At 62.0% G+C, this 13,122-nt stretch carries 10 protein-coding genes; 9 read left to right on the top strand and 1 reads right to left on the bottom strand.

What is annotated here, in order from left to right:
• The first annotated feature begins 24 nt into the window (after positions 1-24).
• The 6 genes from BXU06_RS04740 (at position 25) to BXU06_RS04715 (ending at position 7,714) form a co-directional block, all read left to right on the top strand.
• Complete coding sequence (locus BXU06_RS04740) at positions 25-3,456, top strand: PAS domain-containing protein (RefSeq protein ID WP_077297311.1); 3,432 nt, start codon at positions 25-27, stop codon at positions 3,454-3,456.
• Between the two features lie 128 nt (positions 3,457-3,584).
• Positions 3,585-4,259, top strand: a complete 675-nt coding sequence (gene flgA / locus BXU06_RS04735; protein ID WP_171982111.1) for a flagellar basal body P-ring formation chaperone FlgA — start codon at positions 3,585-3,587, stop codon at positions 4,257-4,259.
• A gap of 129 nt (positions 4,260-4,388) precedes the next feature.
• A complete protein-coding gene (gene flgM, locus BXU06_RS04730) occupies positions 4,389-4,691 on the top strand; it encodes a flagellar biosynthesis anti-sigma factor FlgM (protein WP_253189524.1) in 303 nt (100 codons plus the stop codon).
• 19 nt (positions 4,692-4,710) lie between these two features.
• Positions 4,711-5,175, top strand: coding sequence for a flagella synthesis protein FlgN (locus tag BXU06_RS04725; protein ID WP_077297307.1), 465 nt, complete (start codon positions 4,711-4,713; stop codon positions 5,173-5,175).
• A 97-nt stretch (positions 5,176-5,272) separates the two neighbouring features.
• Positions 5,273-6,193, top strand: coding sequence for a CobD/CbiB family protein (locus BXU06_RS04720; protein WP_077297305.1), 921 nt, complete (start codon positions 5,273-5,275; stop codon positions 6,191-6,193).
• Positions 6,194-6,370: 177 nt separating this feature from the next.
• On the top strand, positions 6,371-7,714 hold the full coding sequence (locus BXU06_RS04715) for a DEAD/DEAH box helicase (protein ID WP_077297303.1): 1,344 nt from the start codon (positions 6,371-6,373) through the stop codon (positions 7,712-7,714).
• Between the two features lie 513 nt (positions 7,715-8,227).
• On the opposite strand, the gene BXU06_RS17260 is transcribed toward BXU06_RS04715, so the two are convergent.
• On the bottom strand, positions 8,228-8,800 hold the full coding sequence (locus BXU06_RS17260; protein WP_150125102.1) for a hypothetical protein: 573 nt from the start codon (positions 8,798-8,800) through the stop codon (positions 8,228-8,230).
• A 255-nt stretch (positions 8,801-9,055) separates the two neighbouring features.
• On the opposite strand from BXU06_RS17260, the gene BXU06_RS04705 reads away from it, so the two are divergent.
• The 3 genes from BXU06_RS04705 (at position 9,056) to BXU06_RS04695 (ending at position 13,027) form a co-directional block, all read left to right on the top strand.
• Entirely contained in the window at positions 9,056-9,865 is an 810-nt protein-coding gene (locus BXU06_RS04705) for a basic amino acid ABC transporter substrate-binding protein (protein ID WP_077297299.1), read from the top strand.
• A gap of 187 nt (positions 9,866-10,052) precedes the next feature.
• A complete protein-coding gene (locus tag BXU06_RS04700) occupies positions 10,053-10,799 on the top strand; it encodes an amino acid ABC transporter permease (protein WP_077297297.1) in 747 nt (248 codons plus the stop codon).
• Between the two features lie 14 nt (positions 10,800-10,813).
• Positions 10,814-13,027 (top strand): patatin-like phospholipase family protein, encoded by a 2,214-nt coding sequence (locus BXU06_RS04695; RefSeq protein ID WP_077297294.1) that lies wholly within the window; start codon positions 10,814-10,816, stop codon positions 13,025-13,027.
• Positions 13,028-13,122: the final 95 nt, after the last annotated feature.

Raw genomic sequence — 13,122 nt, 5'->3', positions numbered from 1 at the left:
GTCCGCTTCGATTATCATCGTTTTATGCATAAAACATACGAAGCGTTCCCCGCAACGCCCACCCCCAGTGATGCAGCCTCGCTGCGCCGCGCCATTCCGGTCTGGATTCTGGTGCTGGTGGCGTTTGCGTTGTACTGGGGCCAGCTGCTGCAGTCGCATCAGGACCAACTCAACCAGACCGAACAGCAAACCAAATTGCGCGCCGCCCAGATGGCCAGCGCGCTGTCCCTGCAAATTGGCTCGCTGTTCAATGGCGTCGACTATGTGTCGCGCACCCTGGCCGCCAGCTACCATCCCGACAAGCAGCCCGAGTTTCTTCAGGCAGTGGAAACCGCCAAGCAGGCGTTTCCTGAGGGCTCCGTGCTGCAAATAGCCATTGCCGACGCGCAAGGCACCATCCTGTTTTCCAGCCTGAACGCCAATGCGCCATCCAGCAGCGCCAAGCCGGTGTCGATTGCCGATCGCGAGCACTTCTCGGTGCATGCGCTGCGCCAGACGCCGGGGCTGTTCATCAGCCATCCGGTGCAGGGCAGGGTGTCCAAACGCTGGTCGATCCAGTTCTCGCGGGCGATTTACCATGGCAAGACCTTTGCCGGCGTGGTGGTGCTGTCGCTGTCGCCTGATTATATCTCCGACTTTTTCCGCGAAGTGTTTTACCAGCCTGGCGACGTGGTGATGCTGCTGCGCGACGACGGCAGCTATCTGGCGCGCACCCAGCAGCAGGATAGCGTGCTGGGCAAGGCCGTGCAGGCCCCTGGCTCTGGTTTTCTGATCGACGCGGGCCGCCAGCGCGGTGAATACCTGACCAAAGCACCGCTGGACAATGTGATGCGCTACTACGCCTGGCATCGCGCCGCCAATTACCCGGTGGTGGTCAATGTGGGCCTGAACCAGGAAACCGCCTTGTCCGGGGTACAAACCGCCCTGCATGCCGGCCTGTTGCGCAATGCGCTGGGCAGTGTGGTGATCCTGATCGGCATTTTTGGCATCAGCTGGCTGTTTTTCCAGAAGCAACGCAATATGCTTCAACTGCAGGAAAGCGAAGAACGCCTGGCGCTGGCGCTGCAGGGCGGCGACCTGGGCTCGTGGGACTGGCATATCCCCAGCGACGCCATGCGCTTTGATTCACGCTGGGCCGAGATGATCGGCTATCAGCCCGACGACTTGCCACACACCCTGGCTGGCCTGCAGACGCTGACCTACCCGGACGACTGGCCGCACAAGATGATGGCGATGCAAACTCATCTGGAAGGTGCCAGCGCGGTGTTTGAATCAGAACACCGCATGCTGCACCGTGATGGCCACTGGGTGTGGATTCTGGCCAAGGGCCGGGTCACCCACTGGAGTTCCGCCGGCGCGCCGCTGCGCGCGGTGGGCACCCACCTGAACATTACCGCCCGCAAGCAGGCCGAAGCCGCCCGGGCCGAGCTGCAATCGCGCCTGAGCAAGCTGGTGGCCCAGGTGCCGGGCATGGTCTATCAATACCGGCTGCGCCCGGACAGCACCGCCTGCTTCCCCTACGCCAGCCAGGGGATTCGCGACGTTTACCAATTGTCGCCGGAAGACGTGCAAAACAACGCCGATGCGGTATTTGCCACCATCCACCCGGATGACCTGCAGCGGGTGATCACCTCCATCCGCCTGTCTGCGGTCAACCTCACCCCATGGCAGTGCGAATACCGGGTGCGCTTTGCCAATGGCACGGTGCGCTGGCTGAGCGGCCAGGCCAACCCCGAGCGCGAAAGCGACGGCGGCACGCTGTGGCACGGCTACATCCATGACATCACCGCCACTTACACCGTGCAGCAGGCGCTGCGCCAGAGCGAAGAGCGCCTGCGCATGACCGTCTCGGCGGTGCGCGACGGCCTGTGGGAGTGGGACACCCGCAACGGCATCCTGCACTGGGATAACCGCTGCTACGACATGCTGGGCTATGAGCCGCAGGCCTTCCCGCTCACCTTTGCTGTCTGGGGCGAACTGCTGCATCCGCTGGACCGCGAATCCACCCTGCAGCGGCTGGACCCGGCGTCGGTGCCGCGCGACGGCGTGCGGCTGGAATGCAGGATGCGCACCGCCCAGCACGACTGGCGCTGGGTGGAAGTGCGCGGCCAGCTGGTGCAGGACCCCAGCGGCCAGCACACCCGGATGATGGGCACCTACAGCGACATCAGCCAGCGCGTACAGCAAAGCCATTTGCGCCGGGCGCTGCTCGATCAGAGCGCGGCGGCTATTTTCCTGGTGTCGCCCGAGCGGATTATCCGCCATGCCAACGCCCGCGCCACCGAAATGTTTGCCCCGGAAGGCAAATCCCTCAAGCTCATGTCGTTCAGCCAGCTGCATGTCGATCCGGCTTCGTTCGACCGCTTTGGTCTTTACTACGACATGCTGCGCCGTCAGGGCCAGGTGCGGCTGGAGCACCCGCTGCGCGACGCCGCCGGGCATACCCGCTGGTTTGACATCCACGGCACCCTGCTCGACCCCGACCAGCCCGACGCCGACGTGATCTGGACCTTGATCGACACCACTGAACGCCATCAGGCCGAAACCGCGCTGGCCGCCGAACGGGTGCGGCTGACCGCCATCATCGACCGCTTCCCCGGCGGGGTGTGGGTAGACGACGACACGGGCCGGATTGTGATGATCAACCAGAACCTGTGCGACCTGCTTTGTGTGAATGAACTGCCATCGCGGCTGATTGGCCAGCCCCAGCAGGTGCTGCTGCAGGCACTGCCGGACGACAGCCGCAAGCAGTTTACCCCACCCGATGCGGATGAACGCATCCGCTCGGACGGCTATCTGGCCCGCGAAATTGCTGGTTGTCAGGGCCGCACCCTGGAAGTGGACCAGCAGCCAATCAGCCATGACGAACAATACTATGGCCGGCTATGGCTGGTGCGCGACATTACCGGGCAAAAACGCCGGGAAGCCATCCTGCAAACCCTGGCCGCCACCGACGCGCTGACCGGCCTGCCCAATCGCCGCGCGTTTATTGCCCATATGGAACAATTTGCCCTGGATCTGACCACTGGCAGCCAGCAGCAGGGTGCCGTGCTGATGGTGGATCTGGATTTCTTCAAGCGGGTCAACGACAGCTATGGCCATGGCGTGGGCGACAAGGTGCTGCAACAGGCCGCGTCCGTCATCCGCCACACCCTGCGCAACGACGATATTGCCGGCAGGCTGGGTGGCGAAGAATTTGCCGTGCTGCTGCCCGGTGCCCCGGCAGAACACGCCGGCGACGTGGCCGAGCGCCTGCGCCAGGCAATTGCCGCCGTGCAGGTGGCTCTGGCTCAGGGTGGCGACGTGCGAGTGACGGCCAGCATCGGCGTGGCGCTGATCGACGCCAGCCGTCAGGACAACCCGGAACACTGGCTGGCTGAGGCAGATGCGGCGCTGTATCAGGCCAAACACAATGGCCGCAATCAGGTGGTGTGCCGCACCCGTGGCCAAGACTGATGCATCCCCTCGGTGCCTCCGCATCGTCTGCTGTATGAGCCTTGCCACGCAAGCGCACTATGCCAATGCCGGACAGCAGAAATGGATTATGTGGAGCACTGGGGCGTAAGTCCGGTAGAATCTCCCGCATGAAAAAACTTTTTGTCTTCCTGCTTGTGCTGCTCGCCAGTCTGCCGGCGCTGGCAGCCGGCACCCAGGATATTGCCGCGCTGGTGGGGCAGGCGCGCCAGTTTGCCGAGGCATCGCTATCAGGCAGCCAGGCGCGAATCACCGTCGGCATGGTTGATACCCGCCTGCGCTTGCCCGCCTGCGCCACCCCGCTGAAGCCCAGCTGGCTGGGCGGGCGGATTGAGGGCAACACTGCCGTGGACATGGCCTGCCCCAGCGCTGGCTGGAACATCCGCGTGCCAGTCAAGGTGGAGCGCGACGCCATGGTGGTGGTGTTGCGCCGTTCGGTCTCCGCTGGCAGCACGCTGACCGCCGACGATGTGATGCTGGTGGCCGCCCGCAGCAATATGGCCGCTGTGTCGGTCACCGACCTGAACGAAGCCATTGGCCAGACCGTGACGCAAAACCTGTCTGCCGGGTTGATTTTGCGCCGGGGCTTGTTGCGTCAGCAGCAGATTGTCCGCTCGGGCCAGAAAGTCCAGCTGGTGGCTTCGGATGGCAGTTTTCAGGTGGGGGCCGAAGGCGTGGCAATGAAAAATGGCAGTGTCGGCGATGTCATCGGTGTGCGCATGCCGTCTGGGCGGGTGATCAGCGGTGTGGTCAGCGCCAGCGGCTCAGTGGAAATTCGCTTCTGATACGGCAGGCGGTGTTCAGGCAGGTAAAGTCCGTACCAAGCAGGTGGAAACCGGCTAAACTACTCAAGATTACCGGGATTTTACCGATAGTCAGGCCTGATACCTAAACGATATGCGTGAAGCGATGCCATGATGAAAATCGACTCCACTGGTAAACCAGTTGCCAGCCGGCCAGTTGGCGGTAAAAGCCGCGTTGGCGCACGCACGTCGGTGGCCAGCAGCAGCGCGCCGTCAGACAGCGTGGACATCAATCCCCTGGCCAGCCAGATGGCCGCTGCCGAGCAGGAAATCCGCCAGCAACCAGCGTTCGACGCCGAAAAAGTAGCCGCCATCAAGGACGCCATTGCCGCCGGCAAATTCCAGATCAACCCCGAGGCCATTGCGGATAGCCTGATTGCCGTGACCCGGGAACTGTTGCAAGACAAACCCTAACCAGGATCGTGCCGCCCCCATGAGTGATCGTCTGCAGGAACTGAACCACCTGATTGAAGCTGAACGCACCGGTTACCTTGAACTGATCAGCCTGCTGGAGCAGGAACAGCGCCAGCTGATTTCCGGCACGGCACACAAACTGGAAGCCATCGCCCAGAAAAAAGCCCAGGCGCTGCAGGAACTCGACAGCCTGGGACAGCAACGTGGCGACCATATGCGCGTGCTGGGCATTGTATCGCTGGCGGCCTGGCGCAAATGGCTGGCCGACAAACCCCTGCTGGCGGCCTGGCTGGGGCTGGAGGTGCTGGTGGAAAAAGCCAAGCTGATCAACGAAATCAACGGCAAGCTGATTGCCATCCATATGGAGCAGGTGGACGCCTCGCTGGAGGTGCTGTTCACCAGCGACCAGAGCACCTTTGCCTACCGCCGCGACGGCGGCGCGCGCTCGGCGGTCACGGGTGGCCGCCGCATCGGCTCGGCCTGATGCACGTTTTGCGCCAGTCCCAGGCCCGGCAGGCTGCCCAGCCGCCGGGCTTTATGGTATCGTGCTTGTCACTGACCTCTAGGCTTCGGATTCCCGCATGACCCTGCTTTCGATTATTGTTGCCCTGGCGCTGGAACAGCTTCGCCCGCTGGGCAACCGTAACCGCCTGTTTCTGCTGTTTACCCGCTACGCCAATTCACTGGAACGCAACCTGAATGCCGGCCAGAACCGCCACGGCGTGCTGGCCTGGCTGGCTGCCGTGCTGCCGGCGTGCCTGGTGGTGTATGGCGTGTACGCACTGTGCCTTCAGGTATCGCCGCTGCTGGCCCTGGCCTGGAATGTGCTGGTGCTGTATCTGACCATGGGGTTTCGCCATTTCAGCAGCGCCCTGACCGATATTACCGATGCCCTGGCCGAACAGCGTCTGCACGATGCCCGCGCCGCACTGGCGCGCTGGTCCGGGCAATCCACCAGCGAGCTGGAAGTCAATGAAATTGCCCGGCTGACCATCGAACAGGGCGTGATCGACAGCTATCGCCATGTATTTGCCACCATGTTCTGGTTTGCCTTGTTGCCCGGCCCGTGTGGTGCCGTGCTCTACCGCCTGTCCAGCATGCTTTACCAGAAATGGGGCGTGCGCGATAGCCAGTTTGGTGATCTGTTTGGCCGCTTTGCCTACCGCGCCCAGGATGCCCTGGACTGGCTGCCCACCCGGCTGACCGCCGTGAGCTTTGCCATCATGGGCAATTTTGAAGATGCCGTGTACTGTTGGCGTGCCCAGGCGCAGGCCTGGGGCCACTACGCCTACGGCATTTTACTGGCCAGTGCGGCAGGTGCCATCGGCATCAAGCTAGGCGACCCGCTGCGCCAGGATTACACGGTCAAATACCGTCCCGAACTCGGTGTGGGCGACGAAGCCGACCCGCGCTACCTGAAAAGCGCCGTTGGCCTGGTGTGGCGCACGGTGATGTTCTGGCTGTTCATGATTGCCTTGCTAACGCTGGTGTGGTGGGTGTAAACCCTCCCTGCCGTCCGTCTGCCCCCCACCGGGAAAACACCGGCCATTGCTGGCCTGCCCCGGTGGCCCGACTGTTTTCCCCTCCTGACTTGGGTGGCAATTCCTTTGGAACTGCGAAGGGTTGTCGCGTATAGTTACGTGTTTTTCTGAACTTATCTGCTGCGAAGGAATCCCGTCATGACGTTTGCCGAGCTTGGTTTGTCGCCAGAAGTGCTCAAGGCGGTTGAAGAGCTGGGCTACGCGTCGCCGACGCCGATTCAGGCTGCCGCCATCCCCGTGGTGCTCTCTGGCCGCGATATCCTGGCTGCTGCACAAACCGGCACCGGCAAAACCGCCGCATTTACCCTGCCGCTGTTGTCCCGCCTGCGTGTGCACGCCAATAACAGTGCCTCGCCGGCCATGCATCCGGTGCGCGCGCTGATTCTCACCCCCACCCGCGAACTGGCCGACCAGGTCAGCGCCAGTGTCAGCCAGTACAACAAATACCTGCCATTGCGCTCCACCGTGGTGTTTGGCGGCATGTCGATGGAACCGCAAAAGGAAGCCCTGCGCCGTGGGGTGGAAGTGCTGGTGGCCACGCCAGGCCGCCTGCTGGATCACATCGAACAAAAAACCGTGATGCTTAACCGGGTGGAAATGCTGATTCTGGACGAAGCCGACCGCATGCTCGACATGGGCTTTATCCAGGACATCCGCCGCATCATGAGCCTGCTGCCCGCCAGCCGGCAGACCCTGCTGTTTTCCGCTACCTTCGCCCCGGAAATCAAAAAGCTCGCCGCCGACTTCATGCGCGACCCGGAACTGGTGGAAGTGGCCCGGCAAAATGCCACCAGCGATACCATTGAGCAAGTGGTGTACGCCGTGGATGCCGCGCGCAAGCGCCATCTGCTGGTTCACCTGCTGCAGGCGCGCAATATTGCCCAGGTGATTGTGTTCTGCCGCACCCGTCAGGGTGCCGAGCAGCTGACGCGTGAACTCAAACGCGACGGCCTGGCCGCCGAAGCGATTCACGGCGACAAGGCGCAAAGTCAGCGACTGGAAACCCTGTCGGCGTTCAAGGATGGTCAGGTGCGCGTGCTGGTGGCCACCGACGTGGCCGCGCGCGGGCTGGATATTGAAGAGCTGCCGTTTGTGGTCAACTTTGAACTGCCCAACTCGCCAGAAGACTACGTCCACCGCATTGGTCGCACCGGTCGTGCCGGCAGCAAGGGCATTGCCCTGTCGCTGATGGGCGAAGACGAGCAACGCCAGCTGGAAGCCATTGAATCCCTGATCAAGCAAACGCTGACCCCGCAAACCGAAAAACGCTTCTGGCCCAGCTGGATGCCACGCCCGGAACGTCCGGAGCTGGCACCGGTGGCCAGCGTGTCCGCCGCCCTCAGCGCCAGCGGTGCCATTGCCGCCCTGGCGGCTGCTCCCACGCGCAGCACCCCAGTGACCCCGGTGCGCATGACCCATCCGGCGCTGCGTGGCGAGCCACGGGAAATTCCTGCCCTGCTGCTGCCCCCGCGCTACCGCTAGTCGTCAGTCATCATGATATAAACTGATAATTGGTGCGGATGCCCAAGGTCAGCTCGCTCGTGCCCTTGCGTTTCAAGGTGATGGGTGATTAGACCTCTTTCGGCATGAGCCTCACCTCACTGGTCGTTCCCGCGCAGGCGGGAACCCAGACGGTGCCACAGCGTGCGCCGTGGGCGTTGAGCGTGGCGTGGTGGTGGAACTTGCACCTGCTGCACGCTGTGGATGCCCGTGGATTCCCGCCTGCGCGGGAATGACGATTTTTTCAGCGTATCCCTAGAGGCACGCGAAACCCATCGTCATCCCCGCGCAAGCGAGGGGCCAGGCTTTTGATTTTTCTGGGTTTTGCTTTAAAACGCCGCCTAACCACCGGCCCTGCGCTTGAATCAGGCCAACCCACCCCAATGGCCGGGTCCGCCCTTTGCCTATCTTTCTTGCTTTTCTTCTTGTTTTTCGCCCGTCCCGGCATATCGCCCTGGCGCACGGCCCGTTATCGCAACCGTGCGCCAGCAGTGCTTACTGTTGGCGTTTGCGTTGCCGCTGCGTGTGCTGTCGCGTCGAGGCCTTGGTTTTGGCCACGTTGCCCTTGCCTTGTCTGGGCTTGCTGGATTTGACCTGCGGATGACGAACCGACTTTTTCAGCGGTTTTGTTGCTTTTGCCGTTGGTCTGGCCAGCCGTGAGCGCTGCGTCTTGCCGGTTTTGCCCGCGTGCAGCGCCGATTTTTTCACAACCAGTTTTTTCCGGGGGTGCGCAGACCGTTTAGTCGCATACTTGCCGGATTGAGGCCGCAAGGTTTTCTTGACTGTTTTACCCGCATGTTTACCCGCATGGCGAACCGTGGCCTTGCTTGATGGGCGAACCGCCTTGGCCGGGCGACTGACGCTTTGCCGCTGTTTGGCGTGAACCGACCGTTGGCCATGCTGGCGTGAGGCAGACGCATGGCGGGGGTGCTGTGCTGGCTTGGCATGTGGCTTGCTAGAAGAAGTGACAGTGCGCGCAGGCGCAGAATCGCCCGGCAAGGGCAGATCGTCGGCCTGGGCCACACTGAGCAACAAGGCCAGCGCAGTGGCAAGCAAGGTGCGTAGCATGTGATGTGTTACCTGTTGAGTTAATGTAAAACCGGCTGCCGTTTTGCGCTGCAGCAATGTCATATGTCACGAACAGCGATAAAACCAGCTTAATTTGTCGGTTTCTGGCAAAAAAATCCTGAAATACCCGTTGAATCTGCAATTGGCTCTTGGGTAAGATGGCTGCAGTAATACTACCGTTTGATTGCCACCCTCTCCGGGGTTTTCCGGCGTGGGCGGTGCCAAGTTCATCACTTTATCACGAGGCTCCCTATGATGACGATTTCCCGACGTTCCTTGCTGCTGGGCGCGCTGATGAGCGCGGTCATGCTTTCTGCATGCGGCAAAAAAGAAGAAGCCGCCGCGCCGGTACCGGCTGCTGCACCGGTGGCGCAGGTCAAGGAATACGTGGTAGGCACCGATGCTGCCTACGCACCGTTTGAATTTGAAAACGAAAAGAAACAGGTTGAAGGCTTTGATATCGACGTGCTGAGCGCCGTGGCCGACAAGGCTGGTTTCAAAGTCAAATTTGTCAATACCCCGTGGGAAGGCATTTTTGCCACCCTGGCCCAGGGTGACCGTGACATCGTGATTTCGGCTGTCACCATTACCGACGAACGCAAGCAAAGTATGGACTTCTCCGAACCATACTTTGAAGCCCGCCAACTGATTGCTGTGGGCAAGGGCGTGACCGATGTGAAGAAATTTACCGATCTGAAGGGCAAAAAAGTGGCCGTGCAAACCGGTACCACTGGCGATGAAGTGGTACAAAAACTGCTGGGCAAAACCAGCGCCGACATCAAGCGCTTTGAATCCACCCCGCTGGCGCTGAAAGAGCTGGAAAGCGGTGGCGTACAAGCCGTGGTGGCCGATAACGGCGTGGTGGTCAACTACCTGAAAAACAACAGCAGCAATGGCATTTCCACCGTGGAAGATCGCGAAAGCTTTGCGCCGGAGTTTTACGGCATGGCGATCAAGAAAGGCAATGCCGAACTGCAGGGCAAGCTGAACGAAGGCATCAAGGCGATCAAGGCCGACGGCACTTACGACAAAATCTACGCCAAGTATTTTGGTGAAAAGAAGTAACACTCGGGTAAAATCCTGAGCACTTCAGACAAGGCGCGCCAGCCCCGGCTGGCCGCCTTGTGTCGTATATGACTTCATCCCGCACCCAGCGCTGCTGGCTGGCGCTTCACCTGGCGCATGGTCACGGTTTGCCGGCGGTCATCCGCCGCCCGGCGTGTCTGCTGCGGGTTTTGCTGCTCGAGGACTTATGGATTTTCGTTGGGGCATGATTGCCGAATACATGCCGCTGTTTATTGGCGGCATGCAAATGACACTGGGCATCACGGTGATTGCCGTGGTGCTGGGCACCGTGATTGGCCTGCTGATGGGCATGGCCCGGCTGGCAGAAGCCAAATATGGCTGGAGACGCTATGTGTTGCGTTATCTGGTGCGCCTGCCTGCCACCCTGTATGTCACCTTTTTTCGTGGCACGCCGCTGTTTGTGCAGATTCTGCTGATTCACTTTGCCCTGATGCCGGCACTGGTTCATCCCAGCGACGGCCTGCTGATTTCCGGCGAACTGGCCCGCGATATCCGCCAGAACTACGGTGCGTTTCTGTCTGGCCTGGTGGCACTGACCCTGAACGCAGGGGCCTACATCACCGAGATTTTTCGCGCCGGGATTCAATCCATCGACCGTGGCCAGGCCGAAGCAGCCCGTTCGCTGGGCATGAGCTACGGTCAGACCATGAAGTTTGTCATCATCCCGCAGGCGTTTCGTCGCATGCTGCCGCCGCTGGGCAACGAAGCCATCATGCTGCTCAAGGACAGTTCGCTGGTGTCCGCCATCGGCCTGGCCGAACTGGCGTTTGCTGCGCGCACTGTGGCCGGGGTGTACTCGCGCTACTGGGAACCTTACCTGACCATCTCGCTGGTGTATCTGCTGCTGACCATGGCCATGGCCGCCGGGGTGAACTGGCTGGAACGCCATTATCAGATTGCCTCGCATCGCTGAACGGTGCAGCAAAAATGACCCAGGCTTTGCGTGTGCTGGCCAGCCTGCTGATGGTGCTGCTCCTGCTGGCCAGCCCGGCGCAGGCCAGCCCGCCGCCCCGCATCGGCCTGGTGCTGGGCGGCGGCGGCGCGCGCGGCTTTGCCCATCTGGGCATCCTGGCCGAACTGGAGCGCTTGCGCATTCCGGTGGCCTGCATGGCCGGCACCAGCGCCGGCGCGCTGGTGGGCGGGTTTTACGCTGCCGGGCTGAGCCCGGACGCCATCCTCCAGGCATTTGACCACACCGACTGGGACCGCGTGCTCAGCGGCCAGATGGAACGCGCCGAACTGCCGTTTCGGCGCAAACGCGATGATTACCGCAATTATTTCGACCTGCTGACCGGTTTTCGTGACGGCAGCCTGCGCTTTCCGCGCGCGGCGGTCAGCTCGCAACATATCGACCAGCTGCTACACCGGATTACCGGCGATGTGGTGGTGGACAGCTTTGAACACCTGCCCATTCCGTTTCAGGCCATTGCCACCGACCTGCTCACCGGCGACACCTATGTGTTTGACCACGGTGATCTGGCCTTTGCCCAGCGCGCCAGCATGGCCGTACCCGGCCTGTTTGAACCGGTAGAACTGGACCAGCGCCTGCTGGTGGACGGCGGCATGGCCCGCCAGCTGCCGGTGGAAAACCTCAAGCGCCCCGGCGGCTGCGCCGACGTGGTGATTGCCATCGACGTGGGTTCTCCGTCGCTCAAGCACGATGACATTCGCTCGTTTGTCGATGTGCTGGCGCAGTACACCCAGATTGGCGTGCTGCAAAATGTTCGCCAGCAGGAAAAACTGCTCGATCCGCAACGCGATATCCTGATTCGTCCAGAGCTGGGGCGCTATACCGCCGCCAACTTCAAAGATTACCGGGCGCTGGCCGAGCTGGGCCGGGAAGCGGTGCAAGCACATCTGGCGGAACTCAGCCGCTACAGCGTCAGCGAGGCCGAGTACACCGCCTGGCAAGCGCAGCGTCAGGCGCGCCGGAGCGCTCCTGCCGTGGTGGACCGGGTGGCCATTGCCCCCACCGAAATCATCAGCGCCGCCAGCCTGGCCGAGCAGTTGCAGGTGCCGCTTGGCCCGTTGGACAGCGCCGCGCTGCAGCTGCAGCTCACCCAGGTGTACGCCTCGGGTGACTTTGAACGGGTGGGCTACCGGCTGGCGCGTGACGGCAGCAGCACCGTGCTGGAAATGACCCCGCTGGAGCGCGCGGTGGCCCCCAATTATCTGCGCATGGGCCTGGGGCTGAACTCGGGCACCGACGGCCAGAATGCCTTCAGCCTGCTATTCAGCCACCAGCGCATCTGGCTGAATAACTGGGGGGCAGAATGGCGCAATGAGCTGGCGTTTGGCCACAGCCCCGGCTGGCACAGCGAGTTCTACCAGCCACTGGGCCCAGGCAGCCGCTGGTTTACCGCCTGGTCGCTGCATGGCCAGGAACACCCGCTGCGGCTATACCTGCCCGGCGGCGAGCAACTGGGCAGCTATAGCGTGCGTCGTCAGGCCATGCAGGCCGAGCTGGGCCTGTCGCTGGCCAACCATGGTGAAATCCGTTTGGGGGTGTTCCGGGGCAATGAACGCGCCCAGCGCGAAGTGGGCGACCCGGCGCAGTTTGACTCAGGCCGGGAAAAAGTGGCCGGGGTGCAGGGCCATGTGGTGATTGACCAGTTTGACCGGCCCAAGCTGCCACGCGATGGTTATTTGCTGCAGGCAGACTTCAGCCGGGCATTCACCCTGCTGGGCAGTGAACAGGATTTCACCCATGTCCGTGCCCGGCTCGACCTGGCGCATACCCTGGACGCCAATACCCTGCGTGCCACGCTGAAATATGCCCGCACCTTTGCCCGGAGTGAGCGCATTGCCGCCGACCAGATCGGCCTGGGCGGGTTTCTCAACCTGTCCGGCATGGGGCCCAATCAGTTACTGGGCCAGGACACCCTGCTGTTGCGGCTGATGGGCTACCGGCAGATTGCCGCCTTGCCCAATGCCATTGGCGGCGGGCTGTATGCCGGGATGTCGCTGGAAGCGGGCCGGGTGCGCCATGCCGCGCCGGGGCTGTACGCCCGTCAGGGCTGGATCCCGGCAGCCTCCGCCTATGTGGTGGCCGACAGCCTGCTTGGCCCGCTGTTTGTGGGGGTGGGCAAGGCCGTGGGCTCCGGTGTGATGGGGTATTTGTTTCTGGGGGCGGATTTCTAAGGCGGCGCTGATTGATTCAGAAAAATTGTTCTCACCAAAAGCAAAACCCAGCAAAATCAACATCCTGGATTCCCGCCTTCGCGGGGATGACGGTT

It is taken from the genome of Aquaspirillum sp. LM1 (genome assembly GCF_002002905.1).
Classification (GTDB): Bacteria; Pseudomonadota; Gammaproteobacteria; order Burkholderiales; family Aquaspirillaceae; genus Rivihabitans.
This window is presented reverse-complemented; position numbering and strand designations above follow the sequence as displayed.

Excerpts from the sequence above, each read along its gene's own strand:
- BXU06_RS04740 (WP_077297311.1), top strand. The coding sequence starts at position 25 with ATGCATAAAACATACGAAGCGTTCCCCGCAACGCCCACCCCCAGTGAT.
- flgA (WP_171982111.1), top strand. The coding sequence starts at position 3,585 with ATGAAAAAACTTTTTGTCTTCCTGCTTGTGCTGCTCGCCAGTCTGCCG.
- flgM (WP_253189524.1), top strand. The coding sequence starts at position 4,389 with ATGATGAAAATCGACTCCACTGGTAAACCAGTTGCCAGCCGGCCAGTT.
- BXU06_RS04725 (WP_077297307.1), top strand. The coding sequence starts at position 4,711 with ATGAGTGATCGTCTGCAGGAACTGAACCACCTGATTGAAGCTGAACGC.
- BXU06_RS04720 (WP_077297305.1), top strand. The coding sequence starts at position 5,273 with ATGACCCTGCTTTCGATTATTGTTGCCCTGGCGCTGGAACAGCTTCGC.
- BXU06_RS04715 (WP_077297303.1), top strand. The coding sequence starts at position 6,371 with ATGACGTTTGCCGAGCTTGGTTTGTCGCCAGAAGTGCTCAAGGCGGTT.
- BXU06_RS17260 (WP_150125102.1), bottom strand. The coding sequence starts at position 8,800 with ATGCTACGCACCTTGCTTGCCACTGCGCTGGCCTTGTTGCTCAGTGTG.
- BXU06_RS04705 (WP_077297299.1), top strand. The coding sequence starts at position 9,056 with ATGACGATTTCCCGACGTTCCTTGCTGCTGGGCGCGCTGATGAGCGCG.
- BXU06_RS04700 (WP_077297297.1), top strand. The coding sequence starts at position 10,053 with ATGGATTTTCGTTGGGGCATGATTGCCGAATACATGCCGCTGTTTATT.
- BXU06_RS04695 (WP_077297294.1), top strand. The coding sequence starts at position 10,814 with ATGACCCAGGCTTTGCGTGTGCTGGCCAGCCTGCTGATGGTGCTGCTC.